Source organism: Actinotalea ferrariae CF5-4, assembly GCF_000603945.1.
Taxonomy (GTDB): domain Bacteria; phylum Actinomycetota; class Actinomycetes; order Actinomycetales; family Cellulomonadaceae; genus Actinotalea; species Actinotalea ferrariae.
In genome coordinates this window covers 1-21,435 of sequence record NZ_AXCW01000048.1, presented here as the reverse complement: position 1 = coordinate 21,435, position 21,435 = coordinate 1, and the positions used below count along the sequence as shown (strand labels likewise).

The window sequence follows — 21,435 nt, the reverse complement described above, 5'->3', positions numbered from 1 at the left end:
CCCGGCGCCGCGGCCCGTCCGCACCGCCCAGCCCCGCCTGACCGTCCCGACGGCGGGGACGACGGCCGGCCCCCCGCGCTGGACGGCCCCCGGGCGCCGTCGTCGGCCTCACTAGACTCCAGGGGTGACCGACACCCAGCCGCAGTCCGGTGGCACCGACGCCCGGCCCGTCCTCGTCGTCGACTTCGGGGCCCAGTACGCGCAGCTCATCGCCCGGCGCGTGCGCGAGGCGAACGTGTACTCCGAGGTCGTCCCGCACACGTGGACGACGGAGCAGATCCTCGAGCGCGACCCGGCGGCCGTGATCCTCTCCGGGGGGCCCTCCAGCGTGTACGCGGACGGGGCCCCGACCGTCGACCCGTCGCTCTTCGACGCGGGCGTGCCGGTGCTCGGCATCTGCTACGGCTTCCAGGCCATGGCGCAGGCGCTCGGTGGCACCGTCGCGCAGACCGGCCAGCGGGAGTACGGCGGCACGCACGTCGAGGTGCCCGAGTCCGGCGTCCTGCTCACCGGATCGCCCACCGAGCAGTCCGTGTGGATGAGCCACGGCGACGCCGTCCACGAGGCCCCCGACGGCTTCCACGTGCTCGCGACGTCGGCCGGCTCGCCCGTCGCCGCGTTCGAGGACCGGGACCGGCGGCTCTTCGGGATGCAGTGGCACCCCGAGGTCAAGCACTCCCCTCTGGGGCAGCACGCCCTGGAGAACTTCCTCTACCGGGGCGCGGGCCTGCGCCCGGACTGGACGCCGGGCAACGTCGTGGCCGAGCAGGTCGACCGGATCCGCGCCCAGGTCGGTGACGGGCGCGTCATCTGCGCGCTGTCGGGCGGCGTGGACTCCGCCGTCGCCGCCGCCCTCGTGCAGCGCGCCGTCGGCGACCAGCTCACCTGCGTGTTCGTCGACCACGGCCTGCTGCGCCAGGGCGAGCCGGAGCAGGTGGAGCGCGACTTCGTCGCCGCGACCGGCGTGGTCCTCAAGGTCGTCGACGCGCGGGAGCAGTTCCTCGGGGCGCTCGCCGGAGTGACGGACCCCGAGGAGAAGCGGAAGATCATCGGCCGCGAGTTCATCCGCGTGTTCGAGCAGGCCGCCCGCGAGGTCGTCGCCGAGAGCGGCGCGCACGGCGAGGAGGTCCGATTCCTCGTCCAGGGGACCCTGTACCCCGACGTCGTGGAGTCCGGCGGCGGCGAGGGTGCGGCCAACATCAAGAGCCACCACAACGTCGGCGGGCTGCCCGACGACCTGCAGTTCGAGCTCGTCGAGCCGCTGCGGACGCTGTTCAAGGACGAGGTGCGGGCCGTCGGCCTCGAGCTGGGCCTGCCGGACGCGATCGTGTGGCGCCAGCCGTTCCCCGGCCCCGGCCTGGGCATCCGGATCATCGGCGAGGTGACCGGCGAGCGCCTCGACCTGCTGCGTGCGGCCGACGCGATCGCCCGCGAGGAGCTGACCCGTGCCGGCCTGGACCGGACGGTGTGGCAGTGCCCCGTCGTCCTCCTCGCCGACGTCCGCTCGGTGGGCGTCCAGGGCGACGGCCGCACGTACGGGCACCCGGTGGTCCTGCGTCCCGTGACGAGCGAGGACGCCATGACGGCGGACTGGGCGCGCGTGCCCTACGAGGTGCTGGCGCGGCTCTCCACCCGGATCACCAACGAGGTGCCCGAGGTCAACCGCGTCGTCCTCGACGTGACGAGCAAGCCGCCGGGCACGATCGAGTGGGAGTGAGCGGGCGCTGACGCCGGCCGGGCCGGCCCGACCCGGCCGGCCCGGCCCAGGTCGGGCCGTCAGGCCTCGGACGGCCCTGAGGTCGCCGTCGTGGTGAGGGCGTCGTCGGGGGCGCAGCGGGCGGCCCGCCGGAGACGCTTGCGCTCGTACATGCCGGCGTCGGCGGCCCCCAGCAGGTCCTCGGTGCACGTCTGCTCGCCCCGCGCCACGGTCGCCACCCCGACGCTGCCCCCCACCGGGAGCACGTGCGGGCCGACGCGGACCGGGGCGCCGAACGCCTCGTGGACGCGGCGGACGGCCGTCGCGGCGAGGCCGTCGGGTTCGCCCTCGAGGACGAGCACGAACTCGTCGCCGGCGAACCGCGCCACGAGGTCCTTGCCGTCGCTGCGAGCGCAGGCCCTCAGCCGCGCCGCGACCTCCGCGAGGAGCCCGTCGCCGACGGCGTGACCGTGCGTGTCGTTGACCGTCTTGAAGTCGTCGAGGTCCACGAAGACGACGACCGCCCCCGGCGCCTCCGCCAGCGCCACCCGCTCCCCGAGCCGGTCCAGGTGACGCTCCAGCGCCCGGCGGTTCGGCAGGCCGGTGAGGGGGTCGTGGTCGGCGAGGTGGGCGAGTCGCCGCTCCGCGTCGGCGTGCAGGCGGGCGAGCTGCCACACCCGAAGGAGCACCAGCGGGACGAGCACGAGGGAGCCGAGGCTGAGGAGCAGCCAGTCCGCCTCGCCCCCGCTGAGCTCCCGCGCGGCGGCGACGAGCGGGTTCGCGGCCAGCGCGAGCCCGAGGTACACGAGGCGGCGCGTGGTCAGCCGCCCCTCCCACGGACGGCCCGGCGCGGCCAGGGCGGCGCTGGACGGGTGCGCGGCCGCGGCGGCGAGAGCGATGTACCCGACGACCCAGAGCACCCCGAGCCACGCGGGCGTCGTCCCGGTGACCGGGTCCGTCGTGACGACGGCGGCCGCGTTCCCCGCGAGGGTGCACAGCACCGCGACCAGGATGTACGACAGCGACGCCCGCGCCTCCCGGGCGGACGCGATCGCGCGCACGACGGCGCCCGTGATCCCGCTGACGACGAGGATGACGATGAGGTCGTACGCCCGGACGCCGATCGCCACGTCCCGCGCCTCCAGCGCGGGGTACAGCCAGAGCGTCCACAGGACGATCGCGCCGCCGACCGCGATGAGCGCCGCGTCGAGCACCCCGCCGAAGTCCCGCCGAGCCGTCGGCACGATGAGCGCGACGCTGCCGACCAGGAGGCACACGTAGCCGAGCGGCAGGGCCAGGAGGGGCACGAACCCGGACGCGGTCGCCGCGCCGCCCAGGTCCACCTGGACGAACCACACCGCGTTGTTGACGGTGAGCAGCCCGACGCCCGCCGCGACCCACCACCACGGGCGGGGCACGGCGAGCTGCCGCCGCACGAGCATCGCGACGACGCGCACGGTGACGCCGGCGCTGGTCAGGAGCATGAGGGAGTCGCGGATCGGCTCGAGCCCGGCGGCGTGCACGAGGACCACGGCCAGGCTGAGGGCCAGGAAACGCAGGTCCACCCCGAGGCGGGACGCGGCGGGGCGGGGTGCCGCCCCGGCGGGGGTCGGCGCGCCGGAGGTGGTCACGGGGGCTGATCGGCGCGGACACGGCGTTCGGGAGACTTCTCGGGGCACGACACGTCGCCGGGAGCGCGCACCGACGCACCCGTTCGGCTGCACTCGATTGCGCCGACCCTTGACAACCGGCGCGACGGTGGCTCAACTAGTGTTCAGTGAGGCTGAACAGCCGAGGAGCGACGTGGCTCCTCACGGGTGCTGCGGCCTTCGAGCGTCAAGGAGCCGGCATGGCCAGGTTCGTCGTCAGACGCGGGACCGAGGCGGACTACCGCGACCCGGGCCCGCTCGCCCCCGGTGCCGTCGGGCTCACCCGGTGGCGGGCGGTCGGGGAGGACGACGGGGCGGCGCACACCGACTTCGGCATCTCCCGGCTCGAGCCGGGGGGGCGGACCGCGACCCACGTGCACTCCTTCGAGGAGAGCTTCCACGTCCTGCGCGGCGAGGTCGTCCTGGCCACCCCCGAGGCGACCGTCCGCCTGGTCGCGGGGGACTACGGCGTCATCCCGATCGGCGTGCCCCACGCGTGGCGCGCCGTCGGCGACGAGGCCGCGGAGTGGAGCGACCTGTTCACGCCGCCGGCCCGGGCGCGCCACGGCTCCGACACCTACCGTGTGCCCGAGCTGCCGGAGATGGCGCCCGTCGCGGTGGACCCGCGGGACCCGCGGACGCGGTCCTTCGGCACGATCACCGCGGACCACATGGTGCCCGGCCGGCAGTCCCAGGAGCTCCTCGCGGTCTCGGCGTCCATGCGGACCGCGCTGCTCGTCTACTCCGGGATCTCGCTGAAGATGATGGTCGACTCCGACCTCGGCGCGACGCTCGGCACGATGTTCATGGTCCAGTACGAGCCCGACGGCAAGGCCGGGCCGCACGACCACCCGCTCGAGGAGGCCTACCTCGTCACCGAGGGCGAGGTGCTGGCGACCTTCGACGGCCAGGAGTTCCTCCTGCAGACCGGCGACATCGCCTGGGCCGCCGTCGGCTGCGTGCACTCCTTCGCCGCGACCGGTGCGGAGGTGCGGTGGCTCGAGACGCAGGCGCCGCAGATGCCTCCCCGCCACGCGTACCGCTTCGTGCGCGACTGGGACTACCTGACCGAACGACTGGAGGAAGAGCTGTGAGCGACCGCACCATTCTCATCGTCGGAGGGTCCTCGGGCATCGGCCTGGCGCTCGCGGAGGACCTCGTCGCGGGCGGCGACCGCGTCATCGTCACCAGCCGCAGCGCCGAGACGGCCGACCAGGTCGCCGCTCAGCTGGGCGAGCGCGCCAGCGGGGTGGCGGTCGACATCTCCGAGCCCGAGTCCATCGCCGCCGCGCTCGCGGGCGTGGGCCGGGTCGACGGCCTCGTGCTCGGCGCGATCGAGCGCGACGCGAACACGATCCGGGAGTACGACATCGCCCGGGCACGCCGGCTCGTCACCCTCAAGCTCATCGGCTACACCGAGGTGGTCCACACGCTCCTGGACCGGCTCGAGCCCTCCGTCGACACGGGCATCGTCCTGTTCGGCGGCCGCGCCAAGGACGCGCCCTACCCCGGCTCGACGACCGTCTCGACGATCAACGGCGGCATCGACGGGATCATGAACACCCTCGCGCTCGAGCTGGCCCCGATCCGGGTCAACTCGCTGCACCCGGGGATCATCGGCGACTCCCCGTTCTGGGCGGCCAAGCCGGCGGGCGTCCTCGACCTGTACGAGAGCCGGACCCCCGGCGGCAAGCTCGCCACGGTCGACGACGTCGTCGACGCGACCAAGTTCCTGCTGTTCAACCGCGGTGTGTCGGCGCACTCGCTCTTCGTCGACCGCGGGTGGCGGATCACCTGACGCGACCCCGGCCCCGGCCGGACAGAGCCACGAGCAACGACCGACGAGGAGGACGAGATGGCTGTCGCCACACGCGGGAACATGGGCGTCGACTGGGAGGCCCGGGTCGACTTCGGCCGGCTGCGCGAGGAGCGGCTCGCCCGGCTGCGCGCCCAGCTCGAGCAGTCGGAGGTCGGCGCGCTCCTGGCGTTCGACTTCGGCAACATCCGCTACGCCTCGGCGACCCACATCGGGACGTGGGCGATGGACAAGCTCATCCGCTTCTGCCTCATCACGCGCCACTCGGACCCGATCGTCTGGGACTTCGGGTCGGCCGCCAAGCACCACCACCTCCTCAACCCGTGGCTCCACGAGACCCACCTCGAGGCCGACGCCGACCCCCACGCCCCGCACCACGGCGCGACCCGTCCGCGGGCCGAGTCCGGTGCCCGGGCGGGCATCTCGACGCTGCGCGGGGCGTTCCCGCCGGCGGCCGGCATCGCCGAGGAGGTGGCGCGCAAGGTCAAGCGGGAGCTGGAGAAGTTCGGCCTGGCGAACGAGCCGCTCGGCGTCGACCTCGTCGAGCTACCGGTCCTCTTCGCCCTCCAGGCCGAGGGCATCCAGGTCGTCGACGGCCAGCAGGTGTTCCTGGAGGCCCGGCGGATCAAGACCGCTGACGAGATCACGCTGCTGACGACGGCGGCCTCCATGGTGGACGCCGCGTACGACCGGCTGTACGAGTTCCTGCGTCCGGGCGTCCGGGAGAACGAGTGCGTCGGCCTGGTCTCCAAGGTCCTGTACGACCAGGGCTCGGAGTACGTCGAGGGCGTCAACGCGATCTCCGGGGAGCGCTGCGCGCCGCACCCGCACGTCTACTCCGACCGCGCCGTGAGGCCGGGGGACCCCGCCTTCTTCGACATCCTGCACAGCTTCAACGGCTACCGGACCTGCTACTACCGCACGTTCGCGGTCGGCTCCGCCAGCCGCGCGCAGGTCGACGCGTACAAGCGGGCGCGGGAGTACATGGACGTCGCCATCGCGGCGGTGCGGCCGGGGGCGACCACGGCCGACGTCGTGAGCCTGTGGCCGAAGGCCCAGGAGTTCGGCTTCGCGGACGAGGAGGCCGCCTTCGCCCTGCAGTACGGCCACGGCGTGGGCCTGTCGATCTGGGAGAAGCCGATCTTCTCGAGGCTGACGTCGCTGGACCACCCCGAGGTGCTGCAGGAGGGCATGGTCTTCGCCCTCGAGACCTACTGGCCGGCGGCCGACGGCTGGGGTGCGGCGCGCATCGAGGAGGAGCTCGTCGTCACCGCCGACGGGTGCGAGGTCATCACGAAGTTCCCCGCCGAGGACCTGCTCGTCGCCGGTGGCGGCCGCTACTTCACGGTGGACGGCCCGTTGCCGGGCGTCCGCGACTCCCAGTCCCACCTCAACACCGCCGCGGGACGCGGCGAGACGGCCTGACCGGACGCGCGTCACCGCGCGACCGGTCGTCCGGTCCGACGGAGGGCTCTCCCGCGGGGGAAGCCCGTCCGTCGACCATTGGCACTCGTTTGCAGAACGGCGGGGTCCCCAGGAGAGAGAATCCGGGTCCCTGAGGCCTGGTTGACGCTCAGAAGTCACCCTTGCCAGCAATGCAATCGGTTGCGTACCGTAGACGACATGGTGGGGCTGCCCCACCGAGACTCCCCGATGATGTGGAGGTCTGGACCCCGGTGTTCGAACCAGTGTTCCTAGCGCAACAGGCGCTCAACGGGCTGAGCTTCGGCGCCCTGCTGTTCCTGCTGGCGAGCGGTCTGACGCTCGTCTTCGGACTGCAGCGCATCGTCAACCTCGCGCACGGCGCCTTCTACATGCTCGGCGGGTACATCGGCCTCGTCATCGCGACCCTCACCGGCAACCTCCTGCTGGCCGTCGTCGTCGCGATGATCGCCGTCGGGGTGACGGCGTTCGTCGTCGAGGTGGGCCTGCTCCGCTTCGTGCGCGGGCAGGAGATGCCCGAGGTCCTCCTGACGATCGGCGTCATGTTCGTCGTCGCCGACCTGTGCCTCGCGATCTTCGGCGGCGACCCCAAGACACTCCCCGCCGCCGCCTCCATCCAGGGCGCCATGTCGATCGGTGGGCTCATCTACCCCTGGTACCGGATCTTCGTCATCGGCGTCGCCGTCGTCATCGGGATCGCTCTGGCTCTGGTCCAGACGAAGACGCGGGTCGGGGCGATCGTCCGGGCCGGCGTCGACGACCGGGAGACCATCTCCGCGATGGGGGTCAACATCGGGTGGGTGTTCACCGGGATGTTCGTGGTCGGCGGTGCGCTCGCCGCCCTCTCGGGGACGATCGGCTCCGGGGTCATCAGCGTGCGGCCGGGCATCCAGAACGAGGTGCTCATGTACGCCCTCGTCGTGATCATCCTGGGGGGTCTCGGCTCCATCAAGGGCGCGGCGGTGGGCGCCGTCCTCATCGGCCTCATCGACGCCTTCGCCAAGGCGTGGATCCCGGAGCTCGCGTACTTCACGATCTTCGCCCCGATGGCGCTCGTCCTCGTCTTCCGTCCGTCCGGTCTCTTCGGGAGGGCCACATGACCCGCGACCGGAAGGTCGGCCTCGGCGCGATGGCGCTGCTGCTCCTCGCCCTCGCCTCGTACCCCTACCTCGGCACCTCCGGGTACCAGGTCTCCATCGCCTCGACGGTCCTCATCGCGGCGATCCTCGCGTCCACGGTGAACTTCCTCGCCGCCGACGGCGGGATGGCCTCCCTCGGCCACGGCGCCATCGCCGGGGCAGCGGCGTACGGCGCCGGCTGGGCCTCGCTGCAGGGGCACTCGATGGCGACGCAGATCGCGCTGGCGATGGTCGTGGGCATCCTCGTCACGACCGTCTACGGCGTGCTGTCGATGCGCACGAACGGCATCTACTTCCTCATGGTGACCCTGGCCCTGGGCATGGTGGTCTTCGGGCTGGCCTACCGCCTGTCGAGCGTCACGCGCGGGGAGAACGGCATCACCGGCATCGAGCGGCCCGAGGTGCTCGCCGAGCCGTGGGCGTTCTACCTGTTCCTCGTCGGCTGCTTCGCCGTGACGACCGCTGCGCTGTGGGTCGTCAGCCGGTCCCCGTTCGGCGCCACGCTGCGGGGCATCCGCGACTCCGAGAGCCGCATGCGCAGCCTCGGCTACTACGTCCCGGCCTACAAGCTGGGCGCGTTCATGATCTCGGGGACGATCGCCAGCCTGGCCGGTCTCCTCGCCGTGTGGCACACGCACTTCGTCAGCCCGTCCGCGACGGAGCTCGGCCGGTCCGTGCTCCTCATCGTCATGGTGCTCCTCGGCGGCCTCGGCACCACGCTGGGCCCGCTCGTCGGAGCCGCCATCGTCATCCTCGTCGAGAACGTCGTCTCCAACTCCGTCGAGCGGTGGCCGACCGTCCTCGGCCTCATCTTCATCCTCACGATCCTGTTCGCCCGAGCAGGCCTCGTCGGGAGCGCCGCGAAGGTGCTGCGCCGTCGGCGGCGGGGCACCGACGCCGGCGAGCCCGACACCGCGGAGCCTGCCGGGCTCACCACGACCACCACCATCCCCTGACCATCCCCTGACCCGTCCCCTGCACGACACGAGAGGAACTGCCATGAGGTCGACAACGATGTTGACTCTTCCGCGGTGGAGCGCCGCCCTGAGCCTCGGGGTGGTGGCCGCGCTCGCGCTCACCGCCTGTGCCCCCGCCAGCTCCGAGGACCCCACCGAGCCGCCCGCCGAGACCGCCGGCGCGTCCGACGACGAGACGGGTGACGAGGCGCCCGCCCAGGCCGAGGGCACCCTCAAGGTCGGCTACATCTCACCGATCACGGGCAACTTCGCCGTCGCCGGCCAGGAGATGGTCGACGGCTGGAACCTGTACTGGGAGATCAACGGCAACGAGGTGAACGGGGTCACGGTCGAGACCATCGTCGAGGACGACGCGGGCAACCCGGAGATCTCGCTGACGAAGGCCCGCAAGCTCGTCGAGTCCGACCAGGTCGACGTCGTGGTCGGCCCGCTGCTCGCCAACACGGCGCTCGCCGTCGCGGAGTACACCTCGTCGGTCGGCGTCCCCAACCTGCACCCGGTCGCTGCCGCCGACGACCTGACGCAGCGCGCCGCGAACGACTTCACCGTGCGCTCCGGCTCGATGTCGGGCTCGCAGGCGAACTACCCCGGCGGGGTCTGGGCCGCGGACCAGGGGCACGAGACGGCCGTCACGCTCTGCCCGGACTACGCCTTCGGGTGGGAGTCCTGCGCCGGCTTCAAGCAGGGCTTCGAGCAGAACGGCGGCGAGGTGACCGCCCAGTTCTGGTACCCCAACGGCACGTCGGACTTCAGCACCTACGTCTCCCAGCTCCAGTCCGCGGGCGCCGACATCGCGTACGTCGCCACGGCGGGCGGTGCGCCCGGACCGGACTTCATGCGCAGCTTCCTCGGCCTCGGCCTCAAGGACACGCAGCCGCTCCTGATGAACTGCTGCTCCATGGACCAGGCGACCCTGCGCGCGATGGGTACCGAGGTGCTGGGCATCCACTCGGTCAGCAACTGGGCCGAGGGTCGCGACGCCCCCGAGGTGGCGGAGTTCAACGCGGCGTACGCCGAGCGCTACGACGGCAAGATCCCCTCGCTCAACGTCGCGGGCGGGTACGTCACCGCCAGCCAGGTCGCCCAGGTGCTCGCGGAGAACGGCCTCGTGACCGGTGACGAGCTCGTCGCCGCGATCTCGGCCACCACGTTCGAGGACTCGATCCTCGGCAAGACCGTCTTCGACGAGTACAACAACCCGGTCAGCCCGGTCTACATCCGGGAGGTCCAGGAGGTCGACGGCCAGCTCCTCAACGTGCCGATCGAGACGTTCGACGCGGTCGACCAGTGGCTCGGCATGGACCCCGAAGAGGCGATGGCCCGTCCGAACTACTCCCAGCAGTTCCAGGGCTAGCAGTCATGGCTGCAGCGGTCAGGACGGCTCCGGGCCCGCGAGGGCCCGGAGCCCCCGTCCTCGTCGCCGACGCGGTCGGCAAGCGCTTCGGCGGCGTGCAGGCGGTCGACGGCATCTCGCTGACGATGGCGCCCGGTGAGCGCATCGGCGTCATCGGTCCGAACGGGGCGGGCAAGACGACGCTCTTCAAGCTCCTGGCGGGGGACGAGCTGCCCACGGCAGGCACGGTCGAGCTCTTCGGTCAGGACGTCACCCGGGTGGGCACGGCACGCCGTGCCCGCCTCGGGCTGGGCCGGACCTTCCAGGTGTCGAACCTGTTCCGGGACATGACGGTCCTCGACAACGTCCGGGTCGCCGCTCGCGGCGGCACGCCGCGGGCCCGGGTCTTCTGGCGGCCGCAACGCCCGAAGGACGAGATCTCGCAGCGCGCCCTCGCCTCGCTGGAGTCGGTCGGCCTCAGCCGGCGGGCGCAGGACACCGTCGCCGACCTGTCCCACGGCGAGCAGCGCCAGCTCGAGATCGCGATGGCGCTCGTCACCGAGCCGGAGATCCTCCTGCTCGACGAGCCCGCCGCGGGCCTGTCGGCCGTGGAGCGCTCGACGCTGCGGCGGCTCATCGAGGAGCTGCCGCGGACCCTGCCCATCCTGCTCATCGAGCACGACATGTCCCTCGCCCTCGGTCTGACAGACCGGGTCATGTGCATGGAGAACGGCCGGCACGTCGTCACGGGCACCCCCCAGGAGGTCCGGGACAACGAGACGGTCAAGGCCATCTACCTCGGAAGGCGTGACAAGAAGTGACTCTCGAGGTCTCGGACCTGCACGTCGGCTACGCGACGGCCGCTGTCCTGCACGGCGTCGACCTCACGGTCGGCGACGGGCAGTCCGTCGCCCTGCTCGGGCGCAACGGCATGGGCAAGACGACGCTCGTGCGCTCGATCTGCGGGCTGCGGCCGCCGACGGTGGCGCGGGGCTCCATCGTCTTCGGCGGGGAGGACATCACCCGCAAGGCGCCCTTCCAGATCTCCCGGGTGGGGATCGCCCTCGTCCCGCAGGGCCGACGCGTCTTCGGCTCGCTGACCACCACCGAGAACCTCACGGTGGTCCCCCGGCGCAGGGCGGCGTCGGCGGGCGAGCCGTGGACCGTCGAGCGGGTCTTCGAGTTCTTCCCGCGTCTGGCGGACCGCTCGAAGCAGATGGCCCGCTCGTTGTCCGGCGGGGAGCAGCAGATGCTCGCGATCGGCCGGGCCCTCATGACGAACCCTCGTCTGCTGATCATGGACGAGCCGAGCGAGGGCCTGGCCCCGGCCATCCTCGACATCATCCAGGACCGCCTGGCGGAGCTGCGCTCCTCGGGTCTGTCGATCCTGCTCGCCGAGCAGAACGTCGACCTCGCCCTCGACATCGCCGAGCACGTGGTGATCATCGACGACACCGGCCGCAGCACGTGGACCGGCACCGCCGCCCAGCTGCGTGCCGACACCTCCCCGCTGGAGCAGTACCTCGGCATCTGACGACCGTGTGCCCGCGACCCGGCCGTCCAGCACGGCGACCGGGGTGGTCCACGACGGCACATCGACCGCCCGACGGAGCAGCGTCCGTCCGAACAAGGAGCAGCAATGAGTGACACGAAGCCCACCGTCGGGTGGATCGGTGCGGGCCGCATGGGGTTCCAGCTGGCCAAGCGCCTGCTCGACGCCGGCTACGACGTGGCGGTCTACAACCGCACCAAGGCCAAGGCGGAGCCGCTGACGGCGTCCGGCGCGACGCTCGTCGACCGTCCGGTCGAGCTGGCCACGCGCGACGTCGTCTTCTCCATGGTCTCGGCGGACAAGGACCTGCAGGACGTCATGCTCGGTGAGGGCGGCCTGCTGACCGACCCCGACCACGCGCCGCGCCTCGTCGGGGACGCCTCGACGGTGTCGGTGGAGGCCAGCGAGGTCGTGCGCGCCGCCGCCGAATCGCGCGGCGTCGGCTTCCTGGCGACGCCGGTGTCCGGCAACCCCGCCGTCATCGCCGCGGGCAAGCTGACGGTCGCCGCGTCCGGTCCGCGGGCGGCGTTCGACGAGGCGGAGCCGCTGCTGCGGACGTGGGGCCGGGGCGTGACGTACGTCGGCGAGGGCGAGCTGGCGCGCATCGTCAAGATCGCCCACAACGTCTTCCTCGGCGTCGTCGTCCAGTCGATGGCCGAGGTCACCGTCCTGGTCGAGGGTGCCGGCGTGAAGCGGGCCGACTTCCTCGCCTTCCTCAACGACTCCGTCATGGGATCGGTGTTCACCCAGTACAAGACGCCGGCCCTGGTCCACCTCGACTTCACGCCGACCTTCACCCCGGTCCTGCTGCAGAAGGACTTCGACCTCGGGCTCAAGGCCGCGGCACGGTCCGGCGTCGTCATGCCGGTCGCCTCGGTGACGCGCAACCTCGTCGCGCAGGAGGTCGGCAACGGCAACACCCAGCAGGACTTCGCGTCGCTCATCCTCACCGTCGCCCGCGGGTCCGGTCTGGACATCCAGCCGGAGGACGCCGACGTCAGCGACGGCCTCGAGGCCGAGTGACATGACCCACCGCCACGGTCCGGGCGGGGAGCGCGCGTTCGAGCGCCCCAGCGCCCGCCCGCCCGGGGTGCGTCCGCTGGGCGCGCCCGGTCAGGTCGCCGTCGACTACGAGCACCGCGTCGACTTCGAGCGGCTGCGGCGCTACCGGCTGAGCCGGGCGCACGCCGCGCTCGAGGCGAGCGGGTGCGGCGCCTTCCTGCTCTTCGACTTCTACAACATCCGGTACACGACCCAGACGTGGATCGGCGGGGCGCTCGGCGACAAGATGATCCGCTACGCGCTGCTGCTGCCCGGGCGTGACCCGATCCTGTGGGACTTCGGGTCCGCCGTCCGGCACCACCGGATGTACTCGGACTGGATGCCGCAGGAGAACCACCGGCCGGGCTTCCTCGGCTTCCGGGGCGCGGTCGCCCCGGAGGGCGGCGCGGACCTCATGAAGGACGCCGTCACGGAGATCCGGGGGATCCTGGCCGAGGAGGGCCTCGCGGACGCGCCGCTCGGCCTGGACATCGTCGAGCCGCCCTTCCTCTTCGAGCTCCAGCGGCAGGGGATCCGCATCGCGGACGCCCAGCAGTCGATGCTCGACGCGCGGGTCATCAAGAACGTCGACGAGATCATGCTGCTCAACCAGGCGGCCGCCATGGTGGACGGCGTCTACCAGGACATCGTCGACGCGCTGCGGCCCGGGGTGCGGGAGAACGAGATCGTGGCGCTGGCGAACAAGCGGCTCTACGAGTACGGCTCGGACCAGGTCGAGGCGATCAACGCGATCTCCGGCGAGCGGTGCAACCCCCACCCGCACAACTTCACCGACCGCATCATCCGGCCCGGTGACCAGGCCTTCTTCGACATCATCCACTCCTACAACGGCTACCGGACCTGCTACTACCGCACCTTCGGGGTCGGCTGGGCGACGCAGAGCCAGCGCGACGCCTACACGCAGGCCCGGGAGTGGATGGACGTGGCGCTCGACGCCCTGCGCCCCGGCGTCGGCTCGGACGAGGTCGCGGCCGTGCTGCCCCGGGCGCAGGACTTCGGCTTCGACAACGAGCTCGCCGCCTTCGGGCTGCAGTTCGCCCACGGGCTCGGGCTGGGGCTGCACGAGCGGCCGATCATCTCGCGCCTGAACTCGATGAAGGACCCGGTCGAGCTGCGGGCGGGCATGGTCTTCGCGATGGAGACGTACTGCCCCGCCTCCGACGGCATCTCGGCGGCCCGCATCGAGGAGGAGGTCGTCGTGACGGACTACGGCATCGAGGTCCTCACCAGGTTCCCGGCGCAGGACCTCTTCATCGCCAACCCCTACTGACGTGGCCGTCACCGGCTCCGTGCTGAGCACGCCGCGGCTCGCCGTGGCCGCGCGCAGCGCGGGGGAGGGCGAGCTGCTGCTCTTCCTCCACGGGATCACGGCGGGGGCAGCCGTCTGGGACCCGGTGCTGGAGGACCTCGGCCGGGAGTACCGGTGCGTCGCGGTCGACCAGCGCGGGCACGGCCGCTCGGACAGGCCGGCGCACGGGTACACGGCCGAGGACTACGTCGCCGACGTCGCGGCGGTGCTCGACGTGCTCGGCCCGGCGCGCGCCGTCGTCGGGCACTCGCTCGGCGCCCGGAACGCGATCCTCGCGGGATCGGCCCTGCCGGAGCGGATCGGGGCGGTCGTCGCGATCGACTACGCGGCCGGCATCGAGCCGGAGGTGTTCGAGCGGCTCCGGCAGTCGCGCTCCGGGGGAGAAGGCCCGCTCCCCGACGAGGACGCCGTCCGGCGTGCGGTCCTCGCCCGCTCCCCGCGACTTCCCCCGGACGCCGTCGAGCGTCGCGTGCGCCACCTGTACGAGGCGGTCGACGGCGGCTTCGTCCCCCGCGCCGCGCCGTGGGCGGTCGACCAGACCCTGGCCGCGATGGACGTCGACCTCACCGGGGCACTGCGCGGCACCACCGTCCCGACGCTGCTCGTGCGGGGCGCAGAGAGCCCGTTCCTGTCGGAGGCGGCGTTCGCGACGAGCCTGGCCCTGCGCCCCGACCTGGGCGCGGACCCGCGCGACGACCTGCGCTCCGACCTGCGCTCCGACCTGCGCGCGGACGTGCGCGGCGCCGTCGTCGCCGGCACGGACCACTTCGTCCCCGAGGAGGCGCCAGGCGAGGTCGCCGCGCTGGTGCGGGGGCTCCTGCGCGGCTGAGGGAGGGCTGTTCAGCAGGGCGGTACATTGCGGCAAGGTCTGCGCAGGACGAGGCGAGGAGGTCGGCCGTGGCGGGCGACGAGCCGGGTACGACGACGCGCGGGCGCGAGTGGCGCGGCGTGACGGGCAAGCTCGGCCAGCGCATCCGCGAGGCGCGTCTGGCGCGGGGGATGAGCCTGCGCGAGACGGCGGCGCTGGCCGGCGTCTCGCCCAGCCTGCTGTCGCAGGTCGAGACGGGGAAGGTCCAGCCGTCCGTCACGACCCTCTACGCCGTGGTGACCTGCCTCGACCTGTCCGTCGACGACATCCTCGACCACCGGCCCGGCGCCGGCTCGCTCCCGGACTCCCGGTCCGCCCACCCCGTGCAGCGTGCCGCGGAGGCGCCGGCCATCACGATGGGGGACGGGGTGACGTGGCAGGGCCTCGCGGTGATGCCCGGCCCCGATCACGTCGACGGCGTCCTCGCGACGTACGCGCCGCGGGCGTCCAGCTCCGGCCGGGAGGTCCTGACCCGGCATGCGGGGGTCGAGCACGGCTACGTGCTGTCGGGGGAGCTGACGCTGCGGCTCGAGTCCGAGACCTACGTCCTGCGCGCGGGGGACTCGTTCTGCTTCGACTCGATGCGCCCGCACCTCTACGTCAACCACACCGACGAGGAGGCGCGGGGCATCTGGTACATCGTCAACGGCTCGCCGCGCCCGGCCTCGACCGACGACCGGGTGGGGTCCGGGCTGGTCCGGCTCGAGGGTGCCGGGTCGGTCGGCGGCGGGTCAGTCGGTGGCGGGCACGACGGCGCCTGAGCTCCACACCACGTCGCCGCCGAGCAGCGTCAGCTCCGACGTGATCGCGGGCAGCCGCTCGATCGGGACCTCGAAGTAGTCCTCGGAGAGCACGGCCAGGTCGGCCAGGAACCCGGGGACCAGCTGTCCCCGCTCGTGCTCCTCGCTCGAGAACCAGGCGGTGTCCCGGGAGTAGCCCGCCAGGGCCTCCTCGCGGCTGAGCAGGTTCTTGCCCTGCAGGGTGGGCGTGCCGCCGACGGTCAGGCCGGTGATGAAGTGCTGCATGCTCGCCCACGGGTTGTAGGACGACGCGCGCATGCCGTCGGAGCCGAGCCCGAGCGGGATGCCGGCGTCGAGGAGCGCGCGCAGGGCCGGGGACCCGGCGACCCGCTCCGCACCCCAGGCGTCGAGCAGCTGCTGCCCGTTGAACCGCAGGAGGGCCTGGTGCAGGACGCCGACGCCGAGCGCGCGCAGGCGGGGGACGTCGGCCGCCGTCACGGCGTTGGCGTGGATGAGGGACCACCGCAGGGTGTCGATCGGCACCTCCGCGTGGATCTCCTCGAACAGGTCCAGCAGGCCCTCGAGGAACTCGCGGTTCATGACGTGGATCTGGACGGCCCAGCCCTTGCGCGCGAAGGGGAGCAGGATCTCCTTGGCCTCGGCGAGGGCCTCCGGCGAGAAGTCGGCGGGCTTCCCGAGGTCGTCGTGGCTGCGGTACAGGATGATCTCGCCGATCCCGGACCACTTCAGCATCCCGTCACCGAAGCGCGGCTCACCGAAGCGGGCGTACCCGGCGAAGTCCTCCGCCTCGGTGCCGCGCCGGGTGGCGTGCTTGAGCAGCCGGACGCGCGTGCGCAGCAGCCCCTGCCGCCACGCCTCGTGGAGCGCGCCGTAGACGTCGGGCCCGGAGTTGACGCCACCGCCGTCCATGGCGCCGACCAGGCCCAGCCGGGCGAACTCCCGCGACAGCCGGCCGGTCGAGACGACCTCCCGCTCGAAGGGCGGCGGCGGGAGCTGGTTGTAGAACCACGAGAGCTGGGCCATCCGGCCGTTGCCCCGGCCGTTCCAGGACCCGTCCGCGTCGCGCTCGAACTGGTCCGGGGTGGGGGAGGCGGCGATCCTGGCCTCGTCGAGTCCGAGCGCGGCGATGCCGGCGCTGTTGAAGACGGCGTACTCGTAGAGCGCCTGGACGAACACGGGGTTGTCCGGCGCGACGGCGTCGAGCTCGGCGCGCGTGGGACCGCGGCGCTCGGCGAACTGGTCCTCGGACCAGCCTCCGATGACCCGGATCCACGCGCCCGGCTGGAGCTCCGCCGCACGCTCGGCCACGGCCGCGAGGGCGTCCGCGAGGCTGGTCATGCTCTCCCAGCGGACCTCGTCGTCCCAGGTGCGGCCGGCGCGCATGAAGTGCACGTGCGAGTCGACGAGACCGGGCACGACGCGCCGCCCGCCGAGCTCGACGACCCGGGTGGCGGGTCCGACGTGCGCCCGGACCGCGTCGTCGTCGCCCGCGGCGAGGACCCGTCCCGACCGGACGGCGAGCGCGCTCACCTCGGCCGGCGTGCCCGGGTCGAGGCTGAGCGTCGAGATCCGGCCGCCGAGGAGCACGAGGTCGGCGTCGGGCTGCTGCTGCGTCATGGCACGTCTCCCTCGCCGCGCCGGGGACGACAGCGCTGTCGTCCGGGCGGCCGCACGGTGAACAAACGATTGCGAAGCAGGCTAACACCGCGTGCTCGGTGCGTGGAAGGGGGCCCGCGCGGGTGCTCTCAGGCTCCGGGGTGCGGCTCAGGATGCGGGCCGGGCTGCAAAGGATTGCAAGTGGCGCTCACGGCGTGATTGACTGTGAGGACCCCAAGCGACGAGCAATCGAGTGCATCGCCCGACGGCCAGCAAGGACGCTGGTGCAGCCCGGCCGCCCCCGGCGCGCCGGAGCCGACCGGAGCCGGGCAGGAGGAGGACGTGCCGTGAGCAGCTCGGACGAGCGCCTCGAGGTCATCCACCACGAGGGCTGGAGCCCCGACATCAAGCAGGTCTACGTCCCGGCGATCCGCGTGCACGGGGGCCGCACCGTCTACATCTCCGGCATCACCGCGGCACCGCCGTACCACGACCACCCGCACGTCCCCGAGCAGTTCGCGGCGGTCCCGACGGGCATCGAGGGTCAGGTCGATCGGCTGTTCCGGCACCTGGACCTCGCCCTGGAGGCGGCCGGCTGCCGACGGCAGGACATCGTCCGGATGGACCGCTTCTTCACCCACGTCGCCGAGGACCAGGACGTCGTGAACGCCCACCAGGGGGCGTGGCTCGGCGGGCACGTCCCGACGAGCACGTCGGTCGAGGTCGTCCGGCTCGCCACCGACCCCGGCCTCCGCCTGGAGATCGCCGTGATCGCCGTCGCCCCGGAGTGAGCGACGCGCCGCAGCATGGGACGATGATCACGAACGCCGTGCCCTCGTCCTGACCGACCCGTGACGCAGAGGAACGAGGACACACCGATGACCCAGACGACGCTCGAGGACCTCGTGACGGGCCTGCGGGTCCCCACCGACCTCTACGTGGGCGGCCGCTGGACCGCGGCCGAGGACGGCGGCCGGTTCGCCGTCGTCGACCCCGCCACGGGCGAGGAGATCGCCCAGGTCGCGAACGGGACCGTCGAGGACGCGCGTCGGTGCGTCGACGCTGCTGACGCCGCCGCGGCCGGGTGGGCGGCCACGTCGCCACGGCAGCGCTCGGAGATCCTGCGCCGGGCGTTCGAGCTCATGACAGCCCGGGGCGAGCAGATCGCCGAGCTCATGGTCCGCGAGAACGGCAAGGCGCTCGCCGACGCCCGCGGTGAGGTGGCCTACGCCGCCGAGTTCTTCCGGTGGTACGCCGAGGAGGCCGTGCGCATCGCGGGCGACGTCCGCACCGCGCCGTCCGGGAACAACCGGATCGTCGTGCTCCGCCAGCCCATCGGCATCTCCCTGCTCATCACGCCGTGGAACTTCCCGGCCGCGATGGCGACCCGCAAGATCGGACCAGCCCTTGCCGCCGGCTGCACGGTCATCCTCAAGCCCGCGTCCGAGACGCCCCTGACGGCGCTCGCGCTCGCCGAGGTGCTCGCCGAGGCCGGCGTCCCGGCCGGGGTCGTCAACGTGCTGCCCTCCCGCCGGTCCGGCGCGGTGGCGCAGGCGGTGCTCGCGGACCCGCGGGTGCGCAAGCTGTCCTTCACGGGCTCGACCGAGGTGGGGCGCACGCTGCTCAAGGTCGCCGCCGACCAGGTCGTCTCCTGCTCGATGGAGCTCGGCGGCAACGCGCCCCTCGTCGTCCTGGAGGACGCCGACCTCGACGTCGCCGTCGACGGCGCGATGGTCGCGAAGATGCGCAACGGCGGCGAGGCGTGCACGGCTGCCAACCGGATGTACGTGCACCGGAGCATCGCGACGCAGTTCACCGAGCGGCTCGCCCGGCGGATGGCCGACGTGACCACCGGGCCCGGGCTCTCCGGCGCCGCGCTCGGCCCGCTGGTCAACGCCGAGGCCGTCGAGAAGGTGCACGAGCTCGTCCAGGACGCGGCCGGCCGGGGCGCGCGCGTGCTCGTCGGCGGACGGCCCGGCGACGGACCGGGGTACTTCTACCCGGCGACGGTCCTCGCGGACGTGCCGGCCGGGGCGCGGATCCTGGACGAGGAGATCTTCGGCCCGGTCGCCCCGGTCGTCGTCTTCGACGACGACGAGGAGGCCGTCCGCCTGGCCAACAACACCGAGTACGGGCTCGTCGCGTACGTCTTCACGCGCGACCTCGCCCGCGGCCTGCGTGTCGCCGAGGCGCTCGACTGCGGCATGGTGGGGCTCAACCGCGGCGTGGTCTCCGACCCGGCGGCGCCGTTCGGCGGCACCAAGCAGTCCGGGCTCGGCCGGGAGGGCGGTCACGAGGGCCTCCTGGAGTACACCGAGTCCAAGTACGTTGCCGTCGACTGGTGAACCGAGCCGAGCCACGTCCGGAGGGGGCCGAGCAGTGAGGACCGACAGCGTCGAGGGCGCCGGCAGGGCCGGCCGTCTGGGCAGTGCCGACAGTGCCCGCAGTGCCCGCAGTGCCCGCAGTGCCCGCAGTGCCTACGGTGCCCACACGGTGGGGTGGGCACGTGTCCGGTGACGTCGCGACGGGAGCGACCCTCAAGGACGTCGCCGAGCGGGCGGGCGTCCACCCGGGGACGGCGTCGCGCGCCCTCAACCCGCTGACGCAGGGCCTGGTCAGCGAGGCGACGGTGCGGCGCGTCCAGGCCGCCGCCAAGGCGCTGGCCTACCGGCCGAACTCCATCGCGCGCGGGCTGAAGACGAACCGGACGATGACGGTCGGCATCGTCGTGCCCGACCTCTCCAACCCCGTCTTCGCGCCCATGGTGCGCGGCGCGGCGGCGGTGCTCACGCAGGCGGGCTACAGCTCGGTCATCGCGGACACGGACAACGACCCGGTGAAGGAGGCCGAGGCGTTCGACACGCTCCGCTCCCGCCAGGTCGACGGCCTCCTGGTCGCCTCGGCGCGGCGCGAGGACGCCGCCGTCCGCGCCCTGGCCGACGCAGGCGTGCCGACCGTGCTGCTCAACCGGCGCACCGACCGGACCACGCTGCCGTGCGTCATGGGCGACGACGTGTGGGGGATGGAGCAGGCGGTGCGGCACCTGCGGGCACTCGGGCACACGCGCATCGGCCACCTGTCCGGGCCGGTGACCATGTCCACCGGCGTGGAGCGGGCGCGGGCGTTCCGCCAGTTCATGCTCGAGCTCGGCGGGGACCTGGACCCGGAGCTCCTGGAGGAGTGCGTGACGTACTCGGTCGGCGAGGGCGCCCGCACGGGGCGGCTCCTGCTGGACCGCGCGCGTCCGACGGCGATCATCGCGGGCAACGACCAGATCGCCGTCGGCCTGCTGGACGTGCTGGAGGAGCGGGGCCTGCGCTGCCCGGAGGACGTGAGCGTCGTCGGGTACAACGACATGCCGTTCGTCGACAAGCTGTCGCCGCCCCTGACCACGGTCCACGTCCCGCACTCCGCCATCGGTGCGGAGGGCAGCCGCATCCTGCTGCGGTGGCTGCGCGACGGCGCCTCGGCCACGACGACGCTCTCCCTCGGCGTCGACCTGGTCGCCCGGGGGTCGACGGCACCCGTGCCGGAGGCTCCCGCGCGGTAGGGGCGGCCCGGCTCCCGCCGAGGCGCGGGTGGAATCGCTCAGGCGCGGTAGGCGACCCGGTGCAGCCACGTCGCCGCGACGCCCAGCGCGGCGGACAGCACCGCGCCCGCGACCAGGTAGCCGGTGAACCGCCCGGAAGCGAAGGGCGCCGCGCCGAGCGCGGTCCACGCGGCGCCGCCCAGGAAGAGGCCCGAGGCGAAGAGGCTCACGGCGGTGGCCCGCGCGCCGGGAGCGACCTCGGTGATCCAGCTCTGCAGCGCCGTGTGCATGAAGGCCCACGCGCCGGCCAGCAGGACGCACGCGGCGAGCACCCCGACCCACTCCTGGTCGAGCAGCAGCGCGACGTAGGCCGCCGTGGCGAGCACCCCGCCGGTGCCGAGGCGGAGCGGGGCGGACATCCCGGCGCGCGCGAGCCGCTTCACCAGCGGTGCGGCGAGCAGGACCGCGACGCCGTACCCGGCGGTCACCAGACCCGAGCCCGTGGCGCTCATCCCCGCCCGCTGCAGCAGCGCCGGGAGGTAGGTGAGCACGCCGACCAGCACCATGCCCTCGACCAGGACGAGCACCAGGACGACGACGGGCCACGGCCGCAGCAGGACCGCCGCGAGGGAGGCCCCGGGGCGCTGCCGGGGCGCGTCGCCGGCGGGCTCCGGGACGCGGCGCAGCAGGACGACCAGGACGACG

The 21,435-nt window shown here is 73.0% G+C and carries 19 protein-coding genes; 16 read left to right on the top strand and 3 right to left on the bottom strand.

Features of this window, described 5'->3' with window-relative positions; all coding sequences use genetic code 11:
• Positions 1-124 precede the first annotated feature (124 nt).
• Complete coding sequence (gene guaA / locus N866_RS06575; protein ID WP_034224362.1) at positions 125-1,717, top strand: glutamine-hydrolyzing GMP synthase; 1,593 nt, start codon at positions 125-127, stop codon at positions 1,715-1,717.
• A 59-nt stretch (positions 1,718-1,776) separates the two neighbouring features.
• Here the strand turns inward: guaA and N866_RS19795 are convergent, their stop codons facing one another.
• Positions 1,777-3,327, bottom strand: a complete 1,551-nt coding sequence (locus tag N866_RS19795; protein ID WP_052022493.1) for a GGDEF domain-containing protein — start codon at positions 3,325-3,327, stop codon at positions 1,777-1,779.
• A 218-nt stretch (positions 3,328-3,545) separates the two neighbouring features.
• Between N866_RS19795 and N866_RS06565 the strand changes: the two genes are divergently transcribed.
• The 12 genes from N866_RS06565 (at position 3,546) to N866_RS06510 (ending at position 15,605) form a co-directional block, all read left to right on the top strand.
• Positions 3,546-4,439, top strand: coding sequence for a cupin domain-containing protein (locus N866_RS06565; RefSeq protein ID WP_034224359.1), 894 nt, complete (start codon positions 3,546-3,548; stop codon positions 4,437-4,439).
• Positions 4,436-5,143, top strand: coding sequence for an SDR family NAD(P)-dependent oxidoreductase (locus N866_RS06560; RefSeq protein ID WP_034224356.1), 708 nt, complete (start codon positions 4,436-4,438; stop codon positions 5,141-5,143). Before N866_RS06565 ends, N866_RS06560 begins: the two co-directional genes overlap by 4 nt.
• Before the next feature lie 57 nt (positions 5,144-5,200).
• Complete coding sequence (locus N866_RS06555; RefSeq protein ID WP_034224353.1) at positions 5,201-6,586, top strand: M24 family metallopeptidase; 1,386 nt, start codon at positions 5,201-5,203, stop codon at positions 6,584-6,586.
• Positions 6,587-6,849: 263 nt separating this feature from the next.
• Entirely contained in the window at positions 6,850-7,704 is an 855-nt protein-coding gene (locus tag N866_RS06550; RefSeq protein ID WP_034224350.1) for a branched-chain amino acid ABC transporter permease, read from the top strand.
• Positions 7,701-8,699 (top strand): branched-chain amino acid ABC transporter permease, encoded by a 999-nt coding sequence (locus N866_RS06545; protein WP_052022492.1) that lies wholly within the window; start codon positions 7,701-7,703, stop codon positions 8,697-8,699. The genes N866_RS06550 and N866_RS06545 overlap by 4 nt, the downstream gene beginning before the upstream one ends.
• A 43-nt stretch (positions 8,700-8,742) precedes the next feature.
• On the top strand, positions 8,743-10,074 hold the full coding sequence (locus tag N866_RS06540) for an ABC transporter substrate-binding protein (protein WP_081802395.1): 1,332 nt from the start codon (positions 8,743-8,745) through the stop codon (positions 10,072-10,074).
• 5 nt (positions 10,075-10,079) lie between these two features.
• A complete protein-coding gene (locus N866_RS06535) occupies positions 10,080-10,874 on the top strand; it encodes an ABC transporter ATP-binding protein (protein ID WP_034224345.1) in 795 nt (264 codons plus the stop codon).
• Positions 10,871-11,587 (top strand): ABC transporter ATP-binding protein, encoded by a 717-nt coding sequence (locus N866_RS06530; RefSeq protein WP_034224342.1) that lies wholly within the window; start codon positions 10,871-10,873, stop codon positions 11,585-11,587. The genes N866_RS06535 and N866_RS06530 overlap by 4 nt, the downstream gene beginning before the upstream one ends.
• A 105-nt stretch (positions 11,588-11,692) precedes the next feature.
• Positions 11,693-12,628 carry an NAD(P)-dependent oxidoreductase gene (locus N866_RS06525; RefSeq protein WP_034224339.1) on the top strand — a complete coding sequence of 312 codons (936 nt, stop codon included), beginning with the start codon at positions 11,693-11,695 and terminating at the stop codon, positions 12,626-12,628.
• A 1-nt stretch (position 12,629) separates the two neighbouring features.
• Positions 12,630-13,937, top strand: a complete 1,308-nt coding sequence (locus tag N866_RS06520) for a M24 family metallopeptidase (protein ID WP_081802394.1) — start codon at positions 12,630-12,632, stop codon at positions 13,935-13,937.
• 1 nt (position 13,938) lies between these two features.
• Positions 13,939-14,805 (top strand): alpha/beta fold hydrolase, encoded by an 867-nt coding sequence (locus N866_RS06515; protein WP_052022491.1) that lies wholly within the window; start codon positions 13,939-13,941, stop codon positions 14,803-14,805.
• Positions 14,806-14,873: 68 nt separating this feature from the next.
• Positions 14,874-15,605, top strand: coding sequence for a cupin domain-containing protein (locus tag N866_RS06510; RefSeq protein WP_052022490.1), 732 nt, complete (start codon positions 14,874-14,876; stop codon positions 15,603-15,605).
• On the opposite strand, the gene N866_RS06505 is transcribed toward N866_RS06510, so the two are convergent.
• Complete coding sequence (locus N866_RS06505; RefSeq protein ID WP_052022489.1) at positions 15,576-17,222, bottom strand: amidohydrolase; 1,647 nt, start codon at positions 17,220-17,222, stop codon at positions 15,576-15,578. The genes N866_RS06510 and N866_RS06505 overlap by 30 nt on opposite strands.
• 326 nt (positions 17,223-17,548) lie before the next feature.
• Here N866_RS06505 and N866_RS19790 point away from each other — a divergent pair, with 326 nt between their 5' ends.
• The 3 genes from N866_RS19790 (at position 17,549) to N866_RS06490 (ending at position 20,751) form a co-directional block, all read left to right on the top strand.
• Positions 17,549-17,992: a RidA family protein gene (locus N866_RS19790; protein ID WP_052022488.1), complete on the top strand. Its 444-nt coding sequence runs from the start codon at positions 17,549-17,551 to the stop codon at positions 17,990-17,992.
• Between the two features lie 87 nt (positions 17,993-18,079).
• On the top strand, positions 18,080-19,546 hold the full coding sequence (locus N866_RS06495; protein WP_052022487.1) for an NAD-dependent succinate-semialdehyde dehydrogenase: 1,467 nt from the start codon (positions 18,080-18,082) through the stop codon (positions 19,544-19,546).
• Positions 19,547-19,707: 161 nt separating this feature from the next.
• A complete protein-coding gene (locus N866_RS06490) occupies positions 19,708-20,751 on the top strand; it encodes a LacI family DNA-binding transcriptional regulator (protein WP_034224336.1) in 1,044 nt (347 codons plus the stop codon).
• Positions 20,752-20,789: 38 nt separating this feature from the next.
• Here the strand turns inward: N866_RS06490 and N866_RS06485 are convergent.
• Positions 20,790-21,435 (bottom strand): MFS transporter (locus N866_RS06485; protein ID WP_155855235.1); only part of this gene is annotated, 646 nt, incomplete at its 5' end.

What these genes read in the sequence shown, in the direction of transcription:
- N866_RS06565 (WP_034224359.1), top strand. Translation starts at nt 3,546, where the DNA reads ATGGCCAGGTTCGTCGTCAGACGCGGGACCGAGGCGGACTACCGCGAC.
- N866_RS06555 (WP_034224353.1), top strand. Translation starts at nt 5,201, where the DNA reads ATGGCTGTCGCCACACGCGGGAACATGGGCGTCGACTGGGAGGCCCGG.
- N866_RS06545 (WP_052022492.1), top strand. Translation starts at nt 7,701, where the DNA reads ATGACCCGCGACCGGAAGGTCGGCCTCGGCGCGATGGCGCTGCTGCTC.
- N866_RS06540 (WP_081802395.1), top strand. Translation starts at nt 8,743, where the DNA reads ATGAGGTCGACAACGATGTTGACTCTTCCGCGGTGGAGCGCCGCCCTG.
- N866_RS06535 (WP_034224345.1), top strand. Translation starts at nt 10,080, where the DNA reads ATGGCTGCAGCGGTCAGGACGGCTCCGGGCCCGCGAGGGCCCGGAGCC.
- N866_RS06525 (WP_034224339.1), top strand. Translation starts at nt 11,693, where the DNA reads ATGAGTGACACGAAGCCCACCGTCGGGTGGATCGGTGCGGGCCGCATG.
- N866_RS06520 (WP_081802394.1), top strand. Translation starts at nt 12,630, where the DNA reads ATGACCCACCGCCACGGTCCGGGCGGGGAGCGCGCGTTCGAGCGCCCC.
- N866_RS06505 (WP_052022489.1), bottom strand. Translation starts at nt 17,222, where the DNA reads ATGACGCAGCAGCAGCCCGACGCCGACCTCGTGCTCCTCGGCGGCCGG.
- N866_RS06495 (WP_052022487.1), top strand. Translation starts at nt 18,080, where the DNA reads ATGACCCAGACGACGCTCGAGGACCTCGTGACGGGCCTGCGGGTCCCC.